Annotated in this window: 14 protein-coding genes; 8 read left to right on the top strand and 6 right to left on the bottom strand. The window is 48.2% G+C overall.

Features of this window, described 5'->3' with window-relative positions; all coding sequences use genetic code 11:
- The first annotated feature begins 60 nt into the window (after nucleotides 1-60).
- The 8 genes from ACKU41_RS04330 (at nucleotide 61) to ACKU41_RS04295 (ending at nucleotide 11,485) form a co-directional block, all read left to right on the top strand.
- On the top strand, nucleotides 61-1,008 hold the full coding sequence (locus ACKU41_RS04330; RefSeq protein WP_319780136.1) for a hypothetical protein: 948 nt from the start codon (nucleotides 61-63) through the stop codon (nucleotides 1,006-1,008).
- Nucleotides 1,009-1,038: 30 nt separating this feature from the next.
- Complete coding sequence (locus ACKU41_RS04325; RefSeq protein ID WP_321404324.1) at nucleotides 1,039-2,145, top strand: hypothetical protein; 1,107 nt, start codon at nucleotides 1,039-1,041, stop codon at nucleotides 2,143-2,145.
- Nucleotides 2,146-2,270: 125 nt separating this feature from the next.
- Nucleotides 2,271-3,476 (top strand): S-layer homology domain-containing protein, encoded by a 1,206-nt coding sequence (locus tag ACKU41_RS04320; RefSeq protein WP_319780133.1) that lies wholly within the window; start codon nucleotides 2,271-2,273, stop codon nucleotides 3,474-3,476.
- 11 nt (nucleotides 3,477-3,487) lie between these two features.
- Nucleotides 3,488-4,459, top strand: coding sequence for a hypothetical protein (locus ACKU41_RS04315; protein WP_321404323.1), 972 nt, complete (start codon nucleotides 3,488-3,490; stop codon nucleotides 4,457-4,459).
- A gap of 20 nt (nucleotides 4,460-4,479) precedes the next feature.
- Nucleotides 4,480-6,654 (top strand): AsmA-like C-terminal region-containing protein, encoded by a 2,175-nt coding sequence (locus ACKU41_RS04310; protein WP_321404322.1) that lies wholly within the window; start codon nucleotides 4,480-4,482, stop codon nucleotides 6,652-6,654.
- 2 nt (nucleotides 6,655-6,656) lie between these two features.
- A complete protein-coding gene (locus ACKU41_RS04305) occupies nucleotides 6,657-9,107 on the top strand; it encodes a right-handed parallel beta-helix repeat-containing protein (RefSeq protein ID WP_321404320.1) in 2,451 nt (816 codons plus the stop codon).
- Entirely contained in the window at nucleotides 9,097-10,725 is a 1,629-nt protein-coding gene (locus ACKU41_RS04300) for a SpoIID/LytB domain-containing protein (RefSeq protein WP_321404319.1), read from the top strand. The genes ACKU41_RS04305 and ACKU41_RS04300 overlap by 11 nt, the downstream gene beginning before the upstream one ends.
- A 16-nt stretch (nucleotides 10,726-10,741) precedes the next feature.
- On the top strand, nucleotides 10,742-11,485 hold the full coding sequence (locus ACKU41_RS04295) for a tetratricopeptide repeat protein (RefSeq protein WP_321404318.1): 744 nt from the start codon (nucleotides 10,742-10,744) through the stop codon (nucleotides 11,483-11,485).
- 10 nt (nucleotides 11,486-11,495) lie between these two features.
- Here the strand turns inward: ACKU41_RS04295 and ACKU41_RS04290 are convergent, their stop codons facing one another.
- The 6 genes from ACKU41_RS04290 to ACKU41_RS04265 form a co-directional block, all read right to left on the bottom strand.
- Nucleotides 11,496-13,442, bottom strand: coding sequence for a PEP/pyruvate-binding domain-containing protein (locus ACKU41_RS04290; protein ID WP_321404317.1), 1,947 nt, complete (start codon nucleotides 13,440-13,442; stop codon nucleotides 11,496-11,498).
- A gap of 39 nt (nucleotides 13,443-13,481) precedes the next feature.
- Nucleotides 13,482-15,419, bottom strand: coding sequence for an ATP-binding protein (locus tag ACKU41_RS04285; RefSeq protein WP_321404316.1), 1,938 nt, complete (start codon nucleotides 15,417-15,419; stop codon nucleotides 13,482-13,484).
- The gene (locus ACKU41_RS04280) at nucleotides 15,416-16,369 is read right to left on the bottom strand and encodes a phosphate/phosphite/phosphonate ABC transporter substrate-binding protein (RefSeq protein WP_321404315.1); all 954 of its coding nucleotides are present in this window, start codon (nucleotides 16,367-16,369) and stop codon (nucleotides 15,416-15,418) included. The genes ACKU41_RS04285 and ACKU41_RS04280 overlap by 4 nt, the downstream gene beginning before the upstream one ends.
- A gap of 48 nt (nucleotides 16,370-16,417) precedes the next feature.
- Nucleotides 16,418-17,044, bottom strand: a complete 627-nt coding sequence (locus ACKU41_RS04275) for a hypothetical protein (RefSeq protein WP_321404313.1) — start codon at nucleotides 17,042-17,044, stop codon at nucleotides 16,418-16,420.
- Between the two features lie 115 nt (nucleotides 17,045-17,159).
- Nucleotides 17,160-18,320 carry a sulfite exporter TauE/SafE family protein gene (locus tag ACKU41_RS04270; RefSeq protein WP_319780120.1) on the bottom strand — a complete coding sequence of 387 codons (1,161 nt, stop codon included), beginning with the start codon at nucleotides 18,318-18,320 and terminating at the stop codon, nucleotides 17,160-17,162.
- Nucleotides 18,321-18,487: 167 nt separating this feature from the next.
- Nucleotides 18,488-19,261 (bottom strand): DUF169 domain-containing protein, encoded by a 774-nt coding sequence (locus ACKU41_RS04265; protein ID WP_319780119.1) that lies wholly within the window; start codon nucleotides 19,259-19,261, stop codon nucleotides 18,488-18,490.
- Nucleotides 19,262-19,610 lie beyond the last annotated feature (349 nt).

Below are 19,610 nucleotides of genomic sequence, written 5' to 3'. Positions count from 1 at the left end.
TTGTCCGGATGTTGATTGCCGGGCGGAATATAGTAAACCCCCATTTCTAAGGAGAGTGACATGAGGAAAACAGTATTACTTCTCATCGCTATAGTTTGTTTTTTTATAGCGCCATCCATGGCTCTTGCCACCGACCTGCCGAGGGTCATGATTGTCGGTGAAGATGCCGACCCTGATACAGTTCCCCGTAATTCCAGGGTTTTCAAACGGGTTCTTAATGCCATCTCCAATGAGATGATCAATCTCGGGTTTGACGTTAAAGATGAAACAGCACTGACTCATACGACCCATGCCCAGGGCCGTACCAGACGTGACGATGCTGAGCTTATCCAGATTGCCAAGGATGCAGGCATTGATGTGCTTTGCATTTTCAGCATTTACCCAAATGCCAAGTCCAACCAGAACAGTGTAAGGGTTACCGCCCGTATTGAAGGACGCCTCCTTTCCGTCTGGGACGGTTCCAGAATGGGTAACTTCGAAGCAGAGCCTCAGCAGTACCAGCTTGTTCCCAGACCTTACAGCCGCAATGACGTTCTTGAAGCAGTCGGCAAGCTCTCCAAAATTATCGGTTCCGATGTGGGCGCAGTGCTCGCAGACCGTCTTGATCAGTATCATCCTGAAGGCGGCGGAGACAATTACTCTGAAGGAGGCGCTTCCGGTTCCGGAGCAGGCGGCGGTTCAGGTATAGGTTCCGGTGGGCGTCTTATCGAATGGACTCTTGTTTTTGACGGTTTCAGCGATGATGATATGCTCGACGTTGAAGATTATATCACCATCTTCAGCGGTTACGAGAGCCATCGTCCTAAGACTAATGCCTTGAATACTTCTTCCCACCACGAAATGTGGTACAAGTCTTCCATTGATTCCGCTCACCTGAAGCGCAACGTGGTACGCATGCTCAGAAAGCTGAACATGAAGGGACGCGTATACGTTTCCGGTAATGAAGTTAAGGTCGTTAAGCAGCACCGCGTAAAGCAGCGCAGAAAGCAGAGCAACAGTGAATGGTAGGTTCTTCTGCCGTAAAAAGATGAGGTCTGTATGTCCTTAGCAAAACTGTACTCTCAGGTGGTTGCTGTTTCGCTCGCAATATTGCTGGCTGCCTCCACAGCTTTGGCTGTGGAGGCAACCGGGGAAGGAATTGACCGTCATCAGGCGCTCAATTCCGCTTTGCGGACTGCGGTTGAAATGCAGATCGGTACAGCTGTAGCCTCTGATTCCCTTGTGGAGTCCGGGGTTCTTGTCCGTGACGAAATTGCCAGCCATTCCAAAGGGTATATCTCTTCTTATAAGATCTTGCGGGAAGGAGCTACAGCTGACGGCTACGCCATCACCATTGATGCCGTGGTCAATAGCAAGCTCATGTATTCTGATTATACAACTCTTGCCATCCTGCAGAAAATGTCCGGCCTGCCAAGGCTGCTTATTTTCGGTTCAGGGGCCGGATTCAATTCGGTTCCTGCCCAATCCATGAAAGAACTCGTGCATGCTGTTTCGGATACTTTCGGGAAAAAGTTCCAGTTTGAGGTTATCGACTGGCCTATGTCCCGGGCTAAGTATAGTGAAATCGAAGGTTCCATGAACCTTAGGAAAGCTGCAAAGTTTAACGGTCTGCTCAAAGCCGACTACGTAGTTACTGTTGAGCTTGAGCTTCCGCGTGATGCCAACCCGGCAATCCATCTTACCTGTGTGCGGACTTCGGACGGTTTTAAAGTCGGTGAAGTACGCAAGCCGATTGAAAAGTATGTAAGCCTTTCCGGTAAACCTGCTGAAGTCTACAGCCGTGCTGTCGATGCTGCCCAGCCGGAAGCCTACTGGGCTTCGGTGCGTATTGCTCGGGACCTGCTGGAAAACATGGAGTCCGAACTGGATCGGGGTAAGGGTTTTCGTTATACGATGACCTTTCTAGGTTTTCCCGAGTTGCCGCAGGTAAGTGCTGCGCTTGAAGATGTGCCCGGTTTTGTGCGTAAGGAAATTAAACGTCAAAACGGCATGAACATGGAGGTAGCCTACTGGTCTACACTGCGTGCTGAAAATCTTTTCAAGCGTGTGAAGAGCGCACTGAAAGATGTTGGTGTGGAAAAATTCCAGAGCAGAATGGAAGGAAGGAATTTAAAATTCCGTTGGCAGAATCCTGAAGGATTCTAAATGATACGAAACCGGTGAGGGATGGATTATGAAATTTAAACCCTCGCCTGTATCAAATGTTGATGTATCATGCAGGTAAATCATGATTGTCAGCGGAAAGCATCCGCTGCAAGGAGGATAACCGGATGAAAAAATATTTAATATTTCTAACGGGATTACTCTTAATTCTCTCCCTTGCGGGCTGCGGAAAAAAAGTAAAACCCCAATCCATTGAAGACAACCCGGCCCATCATTACCTGATGGGTATGGAGCTTATAGATCAAGGCATGCCTGACAAGGCGTTTGTTCGTTTTGAAAGGGCTGTGGCTCTTGATGATGAATATGCACCCGCCATTGCCGGTAAGGCTCTTGTTTACGCTATGCGCGCTGAAAGCGAGAGCGACAAGGAATACAGCGCTGTTGATGCTGAAAGAGCTATCACACAGTTTGACAAGGCTGTGCGTGAGGCAAGGCGTGACAGGTCTCAGAAATTCAGTGTTTATGTGACCGGTATCAGGGTTTATACCCATATCGCCACCCGTGGCTGGCTGCAGAGGGCTGAAGACCTCTACGCCGACGCCAAGCTGATGGTTAAATACGTAGTGGAAGAGGATCTTCCTTACTATCGCCAGACCGAAGCCCTTCATTATTTTATGGGTGAGGCTTATTTCAAGGGTGGTGAGTTCCGTAAGTCCGAAGATGTGCTAGGTGGAGTTCTTTCAGCTTCTCCGGGCAAGTGGCATGACAAGGCGAATGCTTTGTATAATCGTGCTCAGAAAATTCTGCGGGCCATGAGTAACTATACCCTGACGGATGTCGCTAAGAAGATTGCGGTCAAGGAAGAAGTCGACCGTGCTGACGTTGCCGCATTGCTGGTGGATGAACTCCATCTGGACAGGCTTTTTGCCGGACGTATTCCTGTTCCTGATAAAGACAGGAAGGCTGAATTTACTCCCGCTGATGTCGTGGGGCACATGTTTGAGCCCGAGATCATGACTGTTCTCAAGTGGAATGTCAGAGGACTGGAGCCTACTTATGATGAGCAGACCAGAGCTTATCTTTTTCATCCTGCAAAGCCAATGACCCGCAAGGAACTGGCTTTTGTTCTGGAGGATGTGCTCATTAAGTTGACCGGGGATGAGACCATTTCCACCAAGTACATGGGGCAGAGTAAATCTCTCTATCCTGATGTGGCATCCACCGATGCATGGTACAACGCCATTGTCACCGTGGTTAACCGCAACCTGATGGAAACCGATTTGTCAGGAGCGTTTCGCCCGGATGCTAACATGGATGGTGCGGATCTCATTCTTTCTTTGATGCGTCTGCGTAATATCATGAATATTTACTAGTGGAGGATAAAGTGAAAAAAATATTGCTAGCCCTGACAGCTGTCGTGCTTTTTGCAGGCTCCGCTGTTGCCGGGGACAAAATTGTTGAGGTTGTTAATGCCGACGAAGTATTCCAGAAGGGATACATTCAGGTTATCGGTGAATCCGAAGCCGGGCAGAGTCGTTACCGTGCCAAGCGCGCTGCTGAAGTTGTAGCCCAGAGAAGGATGCTCGAAATCTTTCAGGGTCTGCGCCTGAGCGGAAAAACAACTGTCCGTGATGGTATGCTTTCCAGCGAACGGATTCGCACAACTGTTGACGGAACCCTGCGCGGTGCTGTCCCCTGCGGTGAGTCTTTTGACCGGACCGAAGGTTATGCACGTGTCTGCCTGCGTTTGAATCTGCACGGTCAGGACTCCGTTTACAGCGCATTTGATGAAATTATTCTTAAGGAACCCAAGGAACTCAAAGTTCGTGAGATTCCTGCATTCAAGCCTGATAATGTGCAGGAGGTAGCCGCTATCCCCGTGCCCATGATCAAGGAAAAGATTGAAGTCAAGGAAGAGGAAAAGCCTGCTGCAGTCGAAGAAAAGACAGAAATTGAGGAGGCTCAGGTTCAGACAACCGAGTCCGCCTCTCAAAAAATTCAGGCCGCTGTAGCTACCCCGGTTGACGGAATAATTGTCGATGTGCGTGATTTTGATTTCAAACCCGCGCTGGTCAACCGTATCCTGACCGAAAAGAATGAAGTCCTTTTCGATCCTTCCAAGGTTCTTAATCAGGTTCTGATTGAACGCGGCTGCGGCGGTTATACCACTGATCTGCAAAAGGCCCGTGCTCTGCTCGAAACATGGGGCAGTAAGTCTCCCATGGTACTCAAGGGTAAGACTGTGCAGAATGTGACTGACGCCGTGGTCAGTGTTGATGATGCATCTACCGTATTTGTCTATGACCAGAGGTATAACCTGCTGGCACAGGCAAGGGTTGTTTTTGTACTCAAGTAAGTGAATAAGGCGGTATTGCGGTGTTGCACAAAAAGGGAATCCTCATTGGCGGAATTATTGCGGCAATGGTTATGGTCGGTTCCATGGTGCTGGTCAGGGTCCATTTTGTGGACGCCACAGAGAAACTGCTTTCTGAAATGACCGATATGGGGGTAGTGATGGAGGATATTGAACTCCATTACTCCCCCCTTCCTTCCTTGCTGGTTAAGAATCTGCGTGTACAGAGCGGTATGGATACCGTCAGTATTCCTCAACTGGAAATATTTCCCGATATTTCAAGCCTGCTAACCGGAGATATCAAGCTTCGGCACGTTATTCTACAGGCTCCTGACGTGAAGGCTCTTGCTCATCGGGAAGGAGACGGCTCAAGTGCAGGCCAGTTTGAATTGCCTGCCATCTTTCCAGATAAAATTGACGTTGTTTCGGGCAAAGTGCAGCTGACTAACTCCTATCAGGCTGAACCACTTACTGTTTCAGCCAGCATGGAAAAGGAAAGCAGTGGATTTGTTTTCAACGTACGCAGTGCATCCATTGCAGAACTTGGCTTTAAATTTTCAGGCCGGCTGGACATGATTTCAACTTCTCCGCTGAAGCTTAATCTTCAGGCGGGAGAGTGTTCTGTTGATCCCGCATCTTTTCTGGGGTTTTTGACCGGGTTCGGTTATATGTCCAATTCCACTATCCCCGAATTGGCCGAAGCCGGAAAGTTCCAGACAACGAATCTTGATTTCAGTGTGGACAGTGCTGCCGGGACCATGGATGTGAAAGCCGGGGGACTTGTTCTCGATTCTACCAGCGGTAAGGGGCTTTCCCTGCAGATGGGGCATGGCGGAACATTCCAGCTCAGTCTTGATGAAGCGCAGGTTGATGCCGGGGAGCTTTACGCTATGGCCCAGAAAAGTGAGCGGGGCCGTAATGGCACGCGTTCTTTGTGTGAATCTGCCAAGCTGAAGTCCATCAAACCGCAGGGTACTTTGATTTTCAAGGGAGTTACTCTTGTTTCTCCGCCAAGTACTGTTGCCAATAAAGGGCTTTCCGGCAAGATGACGGTCAGCGCCAAGGATTTGGTGCTGGTGCTTGAGTCTCTTGATGGCAAAAAGCAGGAATTGAGTATTTCCGAGATAGATGCCGACGTAGAGTTGAAGGATGGGAAGCCCGTTGTTTCCGTACGCAGTTTTAATATTGCTTCGGCAACTGGTGGCAGCTGCAATATGCAGGCTTATATTCCGTTTCCCCTTGATTTGAAACAGGCCCGGTTCAAGGCCGAAGCTCAGGATTTTTCTCTTTTCGATTACATAATCACCTGTGCGGCTGAAAAAAAAAATCCTTTGCGGACCGTGTTTGATACCCGGCTGAAGCTCAGGGAAACACGAGTTGAAGCTTCCGGGTATTTTAACACTCCACGTAACAATCTTTCCGGTTATGAAGCCCAGCTGAAATCTTTGAGCATTCGTGTTCCTGAAAAAGAAAAGTCCGCTTCAACAACAGATGTGGCGGAATCAAAAAAAAAGTTTGATTTTGAAAACCTGCTTGGACGGGGCATCAGCGGTAAGGCTTCCATACACAGATTTTATTACAATGACTGGCCTTTTAGCGATGTTGCCGTATTTGTTCATTCCGGGACTGATCGCGCTTTAGTTAAAGCAAGCGGCAAGCTTTTCCTTCTCAATCTTAATGCCGATGTGGTGCTGGCTAAGGATAATTTGGCCGCACAGTGTAATGTGAAAGGACGCGGGACCAGCCTGCCCAGTCTGATAGCCTGTTTTGCCAAAGATCTTTCTGTTTCCCTGCGTGGGAAAATTTATCTCAATGCCAATATGTTCATGCAGGGCGGTGATGCTGATGAGCTTGTCCGGTCAGTGCGTGGCGAGGCCTCTGCAAAGGTTGACAACCTGCATATTTTTAACCTTGCCAATCTTGATCCACGCTTGGGATTTTTCATCGATCTGCTGGATGCTGTTTCTTTCAATCCCCAGGGCGGACAGGGGTTGAATTTCAGTACTGCTCGTTTGCGTGCTGCTTTAAGCGGAAAAACTCTGCTCATTAATACTTTTAATCTTAGCGGACGCCAATTTCAGGCCTGGGGAGGGGGGACATATTCCCTTGCTGACAAGCACCTGCAACTTGAGGGGGAAGTCCGTTCCGTTCTCGGTACTGTTAATTCTTTTAATGTCGACAGGAAGTTGGAGTCTTAGCCATGGCTAACAAGCTTAGTTTTTCTATTTTTTTATTGTTTTCGGCGCTGTTGCTTTCAGGGTGCTTCGCTAAGAAAACAACACAGGCCGTGCAGTATGCCGAGGAAGAAGCTATTCCTTATAAAATTGCGGTGTTGCCTGCAGAGTACGTGAAATATACTGAAAATTCCACTGAGCATAAGTCCGTGCTGGTTTTGGATGATGACCGTGTTTTCGTGGCGGATATTGCCCGTGCGTCCATAACTAATCAACTGGCCGGGAAGGGCTTCATGCCCTTGCAGAAGGATGTTGTGGACAACACTCTTGCAGAGCTGGGCCGGGATGAAGGCTGGCGCAAGATGAGTGATACGGAGTTGTGCAAGTTGCTTAATGCGGACGGCATAGTCAAGACGGATATTTACAGTGCCGACATGATCAAGGCTTTGGCCTTTGACCTTTTCCAATTGGATGCGGAAGTGATGATGTATAATTCCTCCGGTACACTGGTTGGAAAATGGCGGGACAGTGCTTCCAAGCGCAGGATTTCAGTGCCAACCGGAGTGATAGGACTTGCCGGGACAATCGTTGAAGAGGTCTTTTCCGACCCGATCAGGCGACAGATGCGTATGGTTGTCTACGACTGGGCATGGAATATGGCGCAGGTCCTGCCTGATTGTCCCAAAGGGCCTAAGCTTCCCGAAGTCATTGCCGTGGATACCAATGTGGACAACGGTTTGTTCGGAGTTGGTCAAAAGGTGGCAGTTCGAGTTGATGCAGAACCGGGATTGAAGTGTTCTTTTGATATCGGTGAATTTAGAAAAGGAATCCCTTTGCCTCAGACTGCTCAGGGTGTTTATGAAGGATTTTACGTTGTGCGCGAGGGCGATAAGTCTGCAAATGACACCCTGATGGTTCGGATGCGCAAGGCGAACGGCGTGGAAAGGCTCTGGCCGGAATCAGGTTCTCTTCTCACTTTGGACGGAGAGCTGCCCCCTGTTATTGAAACTGTTAAATTCCGTACCGGTCGAGATGGAATCTTATTGCACTGGGAAGTACCGTCCGCTGCCGATCTTGATGAATTTGTGATTGAAAAAGGTACTGATCCAGTCGGTGATTTTGAGATTGTTTCCAGAACCAGAACGCCTGAATTTGTTGATGCGGATATAATGCAGGGGACTTCTATTTTTTACCGGGTACGTATCCGAGATAAAGCCGGTAACCTGTCCCCGATAAACGGTGTAACAAAAGTAATCATGCCCCAGTTCGATGAGCGTGAACTTTTCGGTGATCTTTCCGGGGTTCTGGTCAAGGGGAACTATAGAATAGCGTTCCCGGTGACTGTACCTGAGGGTGCTGAATTTTCAATCCAATCAGGCACAAGGATTCGTTTTGAAAACAAAGGCCGTATAGATGTTTCCGGATCTTTGCAGTCTATGGGCGAAATAAGTTTCCCGGTCCGTATGGAATCAAATGCCACCGAGGGAATCAAAGTTCTGCCTGGAGGCAAGGCAGTTCTTTCGCAATGTGAATTTACCGGATTCAGTAAAGCGGTTACTGCTGCCGGAGGATATGTTGAAGTGCGTTCTTCTGATTTCAGCGGAGGCGAATATGCTGTGGCGGTCACAGAGACTGGTAATTATGATTTAAAGGGATTGCGTATAAGTAGTGCCCGTCAGGGGCTGTTGTTCAGTGCCGGGAACGGAACCGTGGTTCGTTCAAATATTAATAATTGTACACGGGGCATTGTTTTTAGTGGCGGCAATACCGAAATCAAAGATAACAATTTTTTTGATAATGAAATAAACATATTGTCTTCCGCAAAAATGGTAGTCAGCGACAATTATTTCGGGACCGCTTCCAGAGATGATTTAAAGTTGAAGGGTGATATTCTGGTTAAATCCATCCTTGATGCACCTTATCCGCACGGACGGAGGATCATTCTGGTTGATGACAAGGATATAACACCTGAAGAACTGGAAAAGAAATTTGCGGTGCTTAAGGAGCAAGGGGTCAGTGCTTTTCATGTTCAGCACTACGGAGATGCCTTTCAGGCCTTGAATAAGGCGGTTAAGCTGAAGGATGACCGCGATGTTTACCTTTATCTTTCCTACACCCTGTTGGCTCTCGAAGATGATCTTGCATTGGCGGATACGTTGATCGAGGGGATTTCTAAGTTTCCTTACGACGTCCGTTTACATCAGCTTTATGTGCGGTATCTGGTGAATAAAGGGGATCTCAAACAGGCCCGGCAGGTGCTGGATAAAGCTTTGACGCTCAGCCCGGCAGACAGCAGTCTGCTTTATCTGAAGGAGTATCTTGATCATTTGTCAGCTCCGGTTGAGCCGGAAACTGATTCGAAAATTAATTCAACTCCGGTTCGGACGGATGAAGCAAAGCCAAAGCCGATTGAAGATAATTTTGATACAGACAAACCGGATGATATAAAATCAGAGGAGTCAAACAATGAAAAATAAGTTTAAGATGATATATAAATTTATTCTTCCGGTGTTGGTTCTGGTATTTATGATTCCTGTGGGTTCACAGGCCCGTGATTATTCTCCCGTTGAACTGGAGGATCAGGCTCAGGCCCAGTGGCATATAAACTATGCCAGTTACCTTATTGATATTGGTAAATATTTTGAAGCCCTCGAACAGTATGACACTGCTATCGATTATTCTCCGGTGGCTAAGACAAGGGTCAATGCCATGTTCGGGAAGGCTATGGTCCTATCCACCTTTCTTGATGCCCCGGAAAAAGCCGCCGATCTTTACCGTATGGTAGGACGCAATTATCCGGATTACAGTGATACCGCGCTTTATCGTCTTGGCTTTCTTTATTATCAGATGGGCAGGTATGACCGGGCTAAATCCGTGTTCCGGCAGTATCTTCACTATTTCCCCACAGGTAAATTTAGATTTCAGGCTGAGGCTGTGATTTCTTCCATGCCGGTAGAGCAGGAGCAAAAGCCTGATCAAAAAACCGACCAAAAACCAGTTCAGAAGCCGGATGAAAAAACCGGAGAGAAAATTCCTGAAAAGATAGGTAAAGAACCGACTCTGCGAGTTTGTTTGAGTCGGAAGGTTTCTTCCATGACTGTGACCACCGGATCAGGCAAAGACAAAATATGCACTGATGATCTGGGCTGTGGACGCAAGTACAAGGTCGGTATGTCCGGAAATAATTTGACACTTGATGGCAGGATCGTAACTGCGACAAGGATAAAATTTAAATCCAAAGGCGCGCTTAAGGTTAGTTACGGGTCCGAAACCAAGACGGTTCGCGGGATTATCAATGTAAGTATTCGCAAAGGCAAGCTGCTGATCCTTAATCTTGTCGAGATAGAAGATTACCTTCGTTCAGTGGTTCCTGCAGAGTCTTATGCCTCATGGCCTGCCGAAGCGTTGAAGGCTCAGGCCGTTGCTGCACGGACTTATGCCTATTATCAGAAGATGCACCGTACCCATCTGTTTTATGATGTCTACGCAGATACTTATGACCAGATGTATGCCGGAGTTGACCGCGAGGATAAACGCACTGATCAGGCGGTTAAACAGACCGCAGGCCATGTGCTTTTGTATAAGGATAAGCCGATCCTTTCGCAGTACACTGCCAACAGCGGCGGATTCACTGCTGATGCCAAGGCTATTTTCGGTGCGGGCAAGGCTTATCTTGTAGCCCATGAAGACCCGGCCAGCCTGAAGGGTAAGATGGCTTCCTGGTCCAAAAAGTACAGCAAAAAAGATATAGAGTCCAAGCTGAAGAAGATTGGTATTTCCGTGCCCGGTATCAGTTCCATTACCGCTTTGGAAAAAGGACCGTCCGGCAGGATTGTCAAGGTGCGTATCAAGTATAAGTCCGGTTACCGCGATTTACGGACCCGGACCACATTAGGCAGTTCCCGTGTTTTGAAATTGCCGGATATCCTTCTTAGAATTGACAAGAACGGAGATTATTATACATTTAAAGGACGTGGTTGGGGTCACGGTGTAGGCTATTCGCAATGGGGAGCTGCGGAGCTTGGTAAATCCAAGAAGTACGATCACATTTTGAAATTCTATTATCCCGGCAGCAGCATCAAGCAGCTGTGGTAGATAAACAAGGCCTTTGATGAATAGAACAGAGAGAATTATCTGGCTGATTTGTGTTGTTCTCACTCTAACGGTGATGGTTGGTATTATTGAGTGCCGGGCGAACATGTCTGCGTCTACGGCACTTCGTTCCGAGGTTTCCTGCGGCAGAATGGGGCAGGAGTTGATTGACCGTGGAGATTATGAACTTGCGATCTCCAGCCTTGAACAGAGTTTAAATGATCATCCCCGCTCGGACTGGCTCTACAGCCTGCTCGGGCGGGCTTATTTTAAGATGGGAGATCTGGGACAGGCTGAAGCCCAATTCCGCAAGGCTTTGGATATCAACAAAAATAACCCCGCAGCCAAGCGCATGGTCCTGGAAATGCGCAAGACTCAGGATTTGCTCAAAGACCGGGATATTACGGAATGGGTCAACATTGCCAAGGAAAGAGCAGCAGATCTGGTGACGCTGGTTATAGGTGTCTGGCTGGGTACACTGCTTTCCGGTATTTCGGGCCGTTTCTATTCCCATTTTGTGCGTACCAGCTTCAGGAAGGCCCTTGCTAAAAAGGACTTTGACTATGTTACTGATATTCTGGAGGATTTGCAGATCAAGCGTGAAAAAGCCCAATTGCGTATGCGTTTGCGGGAACTTTTAGAAGAGTATGAGCTTGAAGAAGCCAAGGGAATGATCATCGAATATGTTGATGATCGTGAAATTGAGGCTAAGCTGGTCCATTTTCTGGTTCAGATTCATAAGAAATCACAGGCGAAGAGCTGACGAGCAGTTATTAGCCAAGTCCGGAAATAAATTTTGCTGCAATCTGATCCGCATCTTCATTCTCTGCCACAACCGGGTGGTGGGTTGCAATGTAGGCAATGAGGTGGCCTGTTGTTGCCAGCAGTTTCTGGATTTCCGGTTCCATACCTTTTCTGAGTACCCCTTCTATCATATCTCCCTGATGAGTGGTGCTGAACCCTTGTGATTCCAGTGTTGTTTTAATGAACCTGATCCGTTCTATGCGCTGGGCAGGTGTTCCTTTGCCGCCCTTGAAGCGGAAATGGATATGGTTGGTTTTTGGGTCTGGATCGCAGACAGCGTCTACCTCGGTAAGGTCCTTTTCCGATTTCAGGGTGATATTCATATATGTCCGGGAAAGAATGGCGTATCCTTCGATACTCTTGTCCCCGTCCCAGCCAGAACGGTCTGCGCCAAGGCCGAACCAGAGCGCCCACATGGGGGCGGATTTGATGTCGTCCGGTGAAATATCCATTTTCCCCGCAGCCGTGGAGAATAATCCATCCGCAAGGTTGAGTACCGTTACAGATATGGGCTGGCGTGCTTTCAGCTGCTTGGCTCCGTCAATGCCGAGTCCTTTTTTGCTGACCAGCGAGAACATTTCCTCAATTCCTTTTTCATTGGCAAAGCGCACCAGATCGTACATGGAGCGGCTTTTTTCCGGCAGGAACATTTCAGTATTGCGCGGAGAGATATTCAGGCTGGCGATATATGAAAGGGCCTGCTTGATACGCACAGTCTCTTTTTCTCCTTTAAAAGGGTAGGAGCGTACTGAAGTGATCATGACCCGGTTGCGCCGGTCTGTTACCCAGTGGCATTTTTGAGGCGTTTTGAAGAGATCTTCAGCCTTTCTGCCCATGCTGGCGATACTTTTTGCAGAATGGGCTGAGAGTTGGGCCTTGTCCGGTTTGGAGAGGATGCGTTGTTGTTCACGTCTTGAAATCAGGTACGGCGTAGTCGAATTGTTACTGAAAACAGCTGAACAGCCATGCTCCCGGTCTTTTGGGGGAAGGTCTGATGATTTATGCAGGGTTTCAAGCATACCTGAATCGTGGAGATCTTTAACCGGCTGGATTATCACCGAAGACGGGCTTTCGCGGTCGGCGTAACCGGATTCAATGCGGGCTTTAATTGATTCCGCAGAAAATTTGCAGGTGACCGCTTTTTTCCATGCCTCAATAATATTCTGGACCGGAACAGGGCCGATAGTACACCAGCTTTCGGGCAGGGCGTAGAGGCTTCCTTCCGGGGTGGAAGATGCGGTCAAGGTAAGGCTGCCACTGCCTCGCGAGGTTTCAAGAGCCGCAATTTCAATCTCATTGGCGATTGATTCCGGCATTTTCCCCTGCATGAAGCGGTCGATGATGGTGCGCGAAATCTGGTTCAGTTCTGAAATGTTAGTGGATACCGCTGCTTCAAGGATTTCATCAATAGATATGCGCAGGTTGTTGGCTTCTATGAAATAATTATAAACATCGGAACCTATGACCATGCCGTCCAGAACCGGAACTCCTGACTTTTTTAACCTCGCAAGGTCGGCGGCGCAGGCACCGGCCTTGAATTCATAGTCTATCGCATCATCAAGAGTAAAGGTGAACGGTTTTGAAATCTCAGGATCAGGCACGGTTACAGCCATGCGTACGTAAAAATTGATCTTGTTGTAATAGTCCATGATATCCATGAACCGCACCGGATTCATGTCCTGAAGATGCTCCAGCATGGTCCGGATATTAATGCCGAGGTTTGCTGCCTGTTTTTCCACATAGGCCCAGTCGGTGACAGTCTGCCCGAATCCTATATCTTCTATATGCGAAATGGATTTAAGGCATTCTTCCTCAAGCTCCATGAGTTTTTTGAAAGAATTGTACCTGCGCCTGAGCAGCCTTCCCGGAGGGAAGGTCTCATATGTCCAATGACTGAAAACATGTCTAAATTTCATAATGATGCATTATATCGAAGAGATGACCATAAAGGAAGCCTAAGTCTGATCTTCGTCCGAAAGTTCATCAAGAGGTAAGATTACCTTAAACAAAGTGCCCGGACCTGATTTTTCCGGGAGTTTAAGTTTATTGCGTAAACTGCGGGGCAACGGGCTTAGCGCTTCAATAGTTCCTCCGTGATCTTTGATGATACCGAAAGAGACCGAAAGCCCGAGTCCTGTTCCCTTGCCCACCGGTTTGGTGGAGTAGAAAGGATCAAAGATGGTGTTGAGATTTTTAGGCTCAACCCCGTGTCCGGTATCGGAAAAGATGGCGGTAATGGTCATGGAGTCTGTATCCAGTTGCGTGGAGATATGTATGATGCCCTTATCATTAATCGCTTCCAGCGCATTGGAAAGCAGGTTCAGCCAGACCTGCTTCAGCTTTTCCGGGTCCCCGTGGATTATGGGGAAGCGGTCATCAAGTTCCGTTATTATCCGGACCTGTTCCAGTTTGAATGTGTGACTGACCAACTGCACCACTTCCAGAATGGAGTTGTTGAAGCACATGGTGATCTTTTCACTTTCGGTCTGACGGGAAAATCCGAGCAGGTCGGCCACTATTTTGCGGCATACTCTGGTCTGTTTCTCGATAATGCCCAGATCTTTGGCAATCTGGTTTTCCGGATCAAGGTCTTCCTGCAACAGTTGGGAGTAACCGAGGATGATTCCCAGCGGTGTGTTGATTTCATGAGCCACACCACCAGCCAGTTTACCAATGGATTCCATTTTCTGGGATTGAATCAACTGGGCCTGATAGCTCTTGATTTCAGTTATCTCGCGTGAAGTGGAAAGCACTCCTATGATGTTGTTTTTTTGCCCATGAACCGGGACGCGGATGGTGTGAAACCAGCGCGGCGGATAGTCTTCTGTTTCCGGTTCACGGGTTTCTTTATTTACCGGATGGCCGGTTTTAAGGACCATCTTGGCTTCCTCCATGCGTGCTGCAGCGACCTCTCCCGGATAGATTTCTTCGTCAGTAAGGCCGAGGATTTCTTCTTCACTGCGTCCAAGGTGTTCCGCATATGTTTTGTTCACCGCAAGATAGGTCAGCTGGGGACCCTGCAGGGAAACAAAATCCGGGGATACATTAATAATTGTTTTAAGCAGTTCCTTTTGCCGGGTCAGGTCGGCTTCGGTTATCTGCAGGTCTTCAATGTGGCAGGCAAGACTCATGGCCATTGCGTCGAAGGTTTCGGTCAGTTCTTCGATCTCATCTCCTTTGGGGGGATGGGATATTGCCCGTTTGAATTTGTCGGTAATTCCTTCCTTTTTTTCCTGTTCCTTGCGCAGTCCTGGTCCCAGATGGGTGGCAACAATATCTTCGGCGTGTTTCTGAAGAGAACCGAGCCTGAGAGTGAGTTGCCGGGCGAACTGGGTGGAAATGAGCACTGCCATCAGCAGGACAGCTCCGGTCAGTACCATAATGGCGAAAATAAGGTTTTGCACCACAGCATGTATTCCTGATCTGGAAAGGCCGATGCGAACCATGCCCAGTTTTTTATCTCCAAGGAGTATGGGGGCCGCAAAATCGAAAATACGTTTTTTCCCGGTATCTATGATGACTACGCCGATGACGTTTCCAGAGCTTTTATTGGCGTCTTTCAATTGTACGGGAAATCCGTCACTGAAAGTATTGGCGAGTACCCGCTGCCGGTCATCCATGATGAAGGCATATTCAATTTCATTGTCAGCCTTTTTCAGTTCGTTGACCATTGAACCAAGATTGAGCAGGTCTACGGAAAGCAAAGGGTTTTCTGCACGCATGGCTAGATTCCCGGCCAGAACTTCACCTCTCTTGCGTGATTGCTCAATGAGTGCATCTGAAGACATGCGAATAACGAAGATGGCAATAATCAATGAGGTGAAGGCTACAATTAGGGTAATGCCCAAGTTTATTTTGGTCCTGAATTTTAAACGGGAAAAAATATCCATCATTTTGTTCCCCCCTGTTCTTCAACATTCAGGCCCAGCTTTTCGGTCAATTCCCGTACAGAATCATAATCCTTGTCTTCCGCAGGAATTATGCCTCTCATACCGGCTTGATAGAGAATGGAGGCCTGCTGCGGGTTGTCCATGGACATTGCGAACATGCAGTATTTGATTTTATTGACCACTTTGGGCGAAAGTCCTTTGCGTGCCGCATAGACCCAGCCGGGATATGGCTCGGTTTCAGCTATTATTTTTATCTTATCAATATTGATTTTGTCGCGCACAACATTGAGTGTGCCTTCTCTTATGGATGCAAAATCATATTTACCTGCGTAAACTGCCAGTACCGCTTTTTCCTGTTTTCCCCCCGGTCCGGGAGCAAACGAAATCTCCTTGAAGTCTGATTTTTGGATTCCGTGCTTGAGGAAAAGCCCCAGCGGAAAAAGGTAGCCTCCTGCTGAGAGGGGGTCCACTGCGATCCATGTTTTCCCAATGCAGTCTTCTAATCTTGTAATGGACCGGTTGTCCTTGCGGGTTATGATCTGTCCCCTGAAAGTGGGACTGCCGGAAGGTTCGATGATACGTGCGAATGCACGTGCTCCGCTTCTGGCTATTTCCACGTAGGTCATGGGATTGGAAAAAGAAATGTCGATTTCTCCGTTTTCCACCATACGGCGGTGTTCTTCGAAGGTATCGGGAAATACCTGACGGATGGAAAAACCCGACTCTCGGGAAAGGTATTCTATAAGCCTGTTGTGGCGGAGGTAGGAAACTTTATGTGAATATTGAGGCAGATAGGCGTAAGTGATGGCCGGTCTGGGTTCGGGAACGCGGATTTCTTCGCGAATAGACATATCTACACGCACGATTCTTTCTTCCGGCTGCGAACCGAAGAAATAGATTGCGGCTCCGGCAAGCAACAAAACTGCCGGGAGAGTGTATCTGAGCTTGAACATGAATTCTCCGCAGAGAGAGAAAGGGGGCCGGAGAATGTCTCCCGGGCATCAGGCCTTGCTTTCAAGCCCGGCCCCGGTAGCTGCAGTCTCCTTTGCAACAGGGGCCTGCGCCAGTTCATTCCATGAAGTCATTTCTCCGGCTTTTTGGGCGTCTTCCGCTCTCAGGTCGTCAATTTTTTTGAGTACAGGTATGTATGATCTTAGCTTAGAAAAGCCATAGCGTACAATAATATAGGCAGAAATAAAAACAAAGGAATAGCCGAGAGAAAATTTGGTAAATGGTACGGTATGTATGTCGATCCCGGCAAAGCGTGATTGCATCCAGCCCATGGCAAAGGGTACGGGCCAGAGCGAGACAGCGAAAAGCGCGGCGTGGGAAAAGAAAACTTTTCCGAAATATTCATTGGCCCATTTATTGGCGGATTTGAAAGTGTCTTTTTCTTTATGGCGGACCGCTTCCACGGAAATATTGTGCATGCGGGTCATTTTGCGGTTCAAGTCAGTGTAGTATTCCCGGTTCCAGATATAAATGAGGCTCATGCTGAGTTCCCCGGCGATGGTACACCATAAAGCCATGAGGGCAGTACCGAACCAGAAAGCCGCAACAGTGGGCAGACCGATGCGGTAAGGTGCGATAAGCATAGAATCTATCAGCGGGTAAATTGACTCAAACATAATCTAAACCCCATTTTTACATGCGAAGTGGCGAAGCCGTTAAAGATTTTGAAAGGGGAGTCCGGAGGGGAAAACTTTTGCAGAAGTTTTCCCCTCAGGCTGTCAGGGACAAATCTTAGAACGGAGGCAGCAGGCTGTAGCCGAGGAACCCTTTGGAGGCGTAACGGATACCTACGTACAGAGCCAGCACGACGAAGAGTCGCTTGAGCCATACGTCCGGGATGTACTTGGATGTACGGGGGCCGATGAAGGAACCCACGAGGATACCGAGCAGTTCAACGCCGATGAGGGGCCAGAAAACCGGGGTATCTTTAACAACCATGTAGGTGAAGACGGAGGTGGTCATACCTACGAGTACTGCCAGTGCGGAAGTTCCTGCAACGAGGTACATGGGAAGCCCTGCAACACTGGTCAGGAAAGGCACGAGCAGGAATCCTCCGCCCACGCCGAGGAAGGATGCAAGTGCTGCGATGATGAAACCGCCGACTACGGGGATGAGGGGGTTGAAGGAGAATTCAACACCGTAGAAGGTGAATACGCACTTGGTCGGGGAGAAGCTGACAACTTTTACGCCCATGGCTTCGGTGTCGACTTTTCCGCCTTCTTTTTCATTTTTGATGGAAGCTTCGAAAGCCTTTGCTGCTTCTTTGGCCTGTTTTTTACCTGCCTGTCCTTTGGGAGTGGTTTCGTAGAACAGGTAGCAGCCCAGAGCGAGAACAAAGAGGCCGAAGAATCCGATGTAGGATTTCAGCGAAATTTTACCGGCGGTGAGCCAGGGAACAAGATAGGAACCTGCAATGGAACCTGCTGCAAGGGAAAGACCCAGCGGCAGAACCAGACGGCCCATCTTATAGTAGTTGAAAGAGGACATGGCTGCGGAAGTACCTACCAGCCACTGGTTGGATACACGGATAGAGTCGGTGACCAGCTTGTTCATGACCGGGGAGGTCTTTTTGAAGGTGGATGCGTAGTTACCGAAACCATAAATGGTGATGTGACCGACACCGGCCATGATGCCGCCGAATGCGCCGACGGTAGAGAAAATCCAACCTACCCAGATGGCCCAGACAAAGCCGATTACCAGGTTGACGCTAGGGCCGCCGGGAATTCCGAGGAATCCGGGGGCGAGTTCGGTATTGATCTGGCCTGTTTCAGTACCGGTGGGGGTTGCGCTGATGGCGTCTGCGAGCCGGTCTGCAAAGGCTGGCTGGATGTAGGCCACCACAGCCAGTGCCGCGATAGCCATAATTAAAAGGCTTTTGCGTGATTTAAACATAGTGTATCTCCTTGAGCGAAAGTTGGTTTTGCTGTGTCTGTTTTCTGCTTCCTTGCCGGCTGTTGCAGCAGCCGGAGACCCTTTCAGATTCAGATTTAACAGGAACAGCGCCTTCATTCCTATTTGTGCCTGTTCCCGGTATTGCTGTACCGGGAACAGGCTTTTTTTTATTGTTCTTTCTTAAAGATAATCAGCGGGCAGTTTTTACAGACATCCTGACCGGGGAAGCCGTCGCCGGGCTTGGTGATAGAGGAGCTGGCCAGTTCCATGCGGTCCAGAAGTCTCTGAACCATCATTTTGAACTTGGTGCCGGGGATCATCACGTTGATTTCTCCGCGCTCGGTTTTACCTGCGTTGTAGCTGCCGGAGCAGGCCGGAACCATGTTGAATTCCTGCTCATTATAGGTGTATACACAGCCCGCACAAGCGGAGGAGTTCATGGTTACGTTGGGGCGCAGGGGGTGTGTATCAGTTGCTGCGGCGTAATCTACTGCAAAGTGGTAGGCCTGCATGTTGTCACAGTAGAAGTGGACTACATCAGGCTCGAAAATACCGTCGATGGAGCCAAGGGGGGCAACTGCGATACCGATAAGGCCTTCTTTCATGCGTGGCTTGCTGAGTACGAATTTTTTGGCCTGATCAAGGTCCTTAACGTACTTGGAGTGACCTTTGATTTCGCCTTCGTCCAGCTCTTTCCATGCAAAGGCATATTTGGCATTGCCGCATCCGAGACCGGAAACATCTGAATAAACGGTCTGGCCTTTCATGCGGGCTGCGATTTCCCACTGGCAGAATGTCATAGGCTTGATGGGGACGTGGAATTCAGCTTTTTCCTTGAATTCGTCTACCTCAGCCTGATCGAAGAAATATTTAACGGCTACAGGGTAATGATAAAGCCTCATTTCCTTCATCAGCAGTTCTTGAATCTCTTTGTAAGTCATGGTGACCTCCTCACTTCCTTATTTATAATTGATAAACACCGACCATGTTTGGCGGTAACTTTTTAACTCTTCAATTTTTTATGGGACTGTGAAAAAAGAAACAATCTTTTTTGAAATAAAGAAAAAAATAACTTTTTTTCACATTGCTTCGAGCGTTTTTGGCTTTAAATAGAGTGTCTTTGTGTGAAATAATTCACAAGTAAGTTTATAACATATTGTATTATTTAAAATAAATTTGAAAATAAATTTTAAATTATTTATTCTTAAAGTGTGTTTTTGTTGGAAAACGTAAAACAATCACCAAAAATGATAAGGATAGGGTGATTCCATTTTCATAATAACATTTTAT

The organism is Maridesulfovibrio sp. (genome assembly GCF_963678865.1).
GTDB lineage: Bacteria > Desulfobacterota > Desulfovibrionia > Desulfovibrionales > Desulfovibrionaceae > Maridesulfovibrio.
This window is presented reverse-complemented; position numbering and strand designations above follow the sequence as displayed.

Coding starts and splice junctions, on each gene's coding strand:
- ACKU41_RS04330 (WP_319780136.1), top strand. CDS start 61: ATGAGGAAAACAGTATTACTTCTCATCGCTATAGTTTGTTTTTTTATA.
- ACKU41_RS04325 (WP_321404324.1), top strand. CDS start 1,039: ATGTCCTTAGCAAAACTGTACTCTCAGGTGGTTGCTGTTTCGCTCGCA.
- ACKU41_RS04320 (WP_319780133.1), top strand. CDS start 2,271: ATGAAAAAATATTTAATATTTCTAACGGGATTACTCTTAATTCTCTCC.
- ACKU41_RS04305 (WP_321404320.1), top strand. CDS start 6,657: ATGGCTAACAAGCTTAGTTTTTCTATTTTTTTATTGTTTTCGGCGCTG.
- ACKU41_RS04300 (WP_321404319.1), top strand. CDS start 9,097: ATGAAAAATAAGTTTAAGATGATATATAAATTTATTCTTCCGGTGTTG.
- ACKU41_RS04295 (WP_321404318.1), top strand. CDS start 10,742: ATGAATAGAACAGAGAGAATTATCTGGCTGATTTGTGTTGTTCTCACT.
- ACKU41_RS04290 (WP_321404317.1), bottom strand. CDS start 13,442: ATGAAATTTAGACATGTTTTCAGTCATTGGACATATGAGACCTTCCCT.
- ACKU41_RS04285 (WP_321404316.1), bottom strand. CDS start 15,419: ATGATGGATATTTTTTCCCGTTTAAAATTCAGGACCAAAATAAACTTG.
- ACKU41_RS04280 (WP_321404315.1), bottom strand. CDS start 16,369: ATGTTCAAGCTCAGATACACTCTCCCGGCAGTTTTGTTGCTTGCCGGA.
- ACKU41_RS04275 (WP_321404313.1), bottom strand. CDS start 17,044: ATGTTTGAGTCAATTTACCCGCTGATAGATTCTATGCTTATCGCACCT.
- ACKU41_RS04270 (WP_319780120.1), bottom strand. CDS start 18,320: ATGTTTAAATCACGCAAAAGCCTTTTAATTATGGCTATCGCGGCACTG.
- ACKU41_RS04265 (WP_319780119.1), bottom strand. CDS start 19,261: ATGACTTACAAAGAGATTCAAGAACTGCTGATGAAGGAAATGAGGCTT.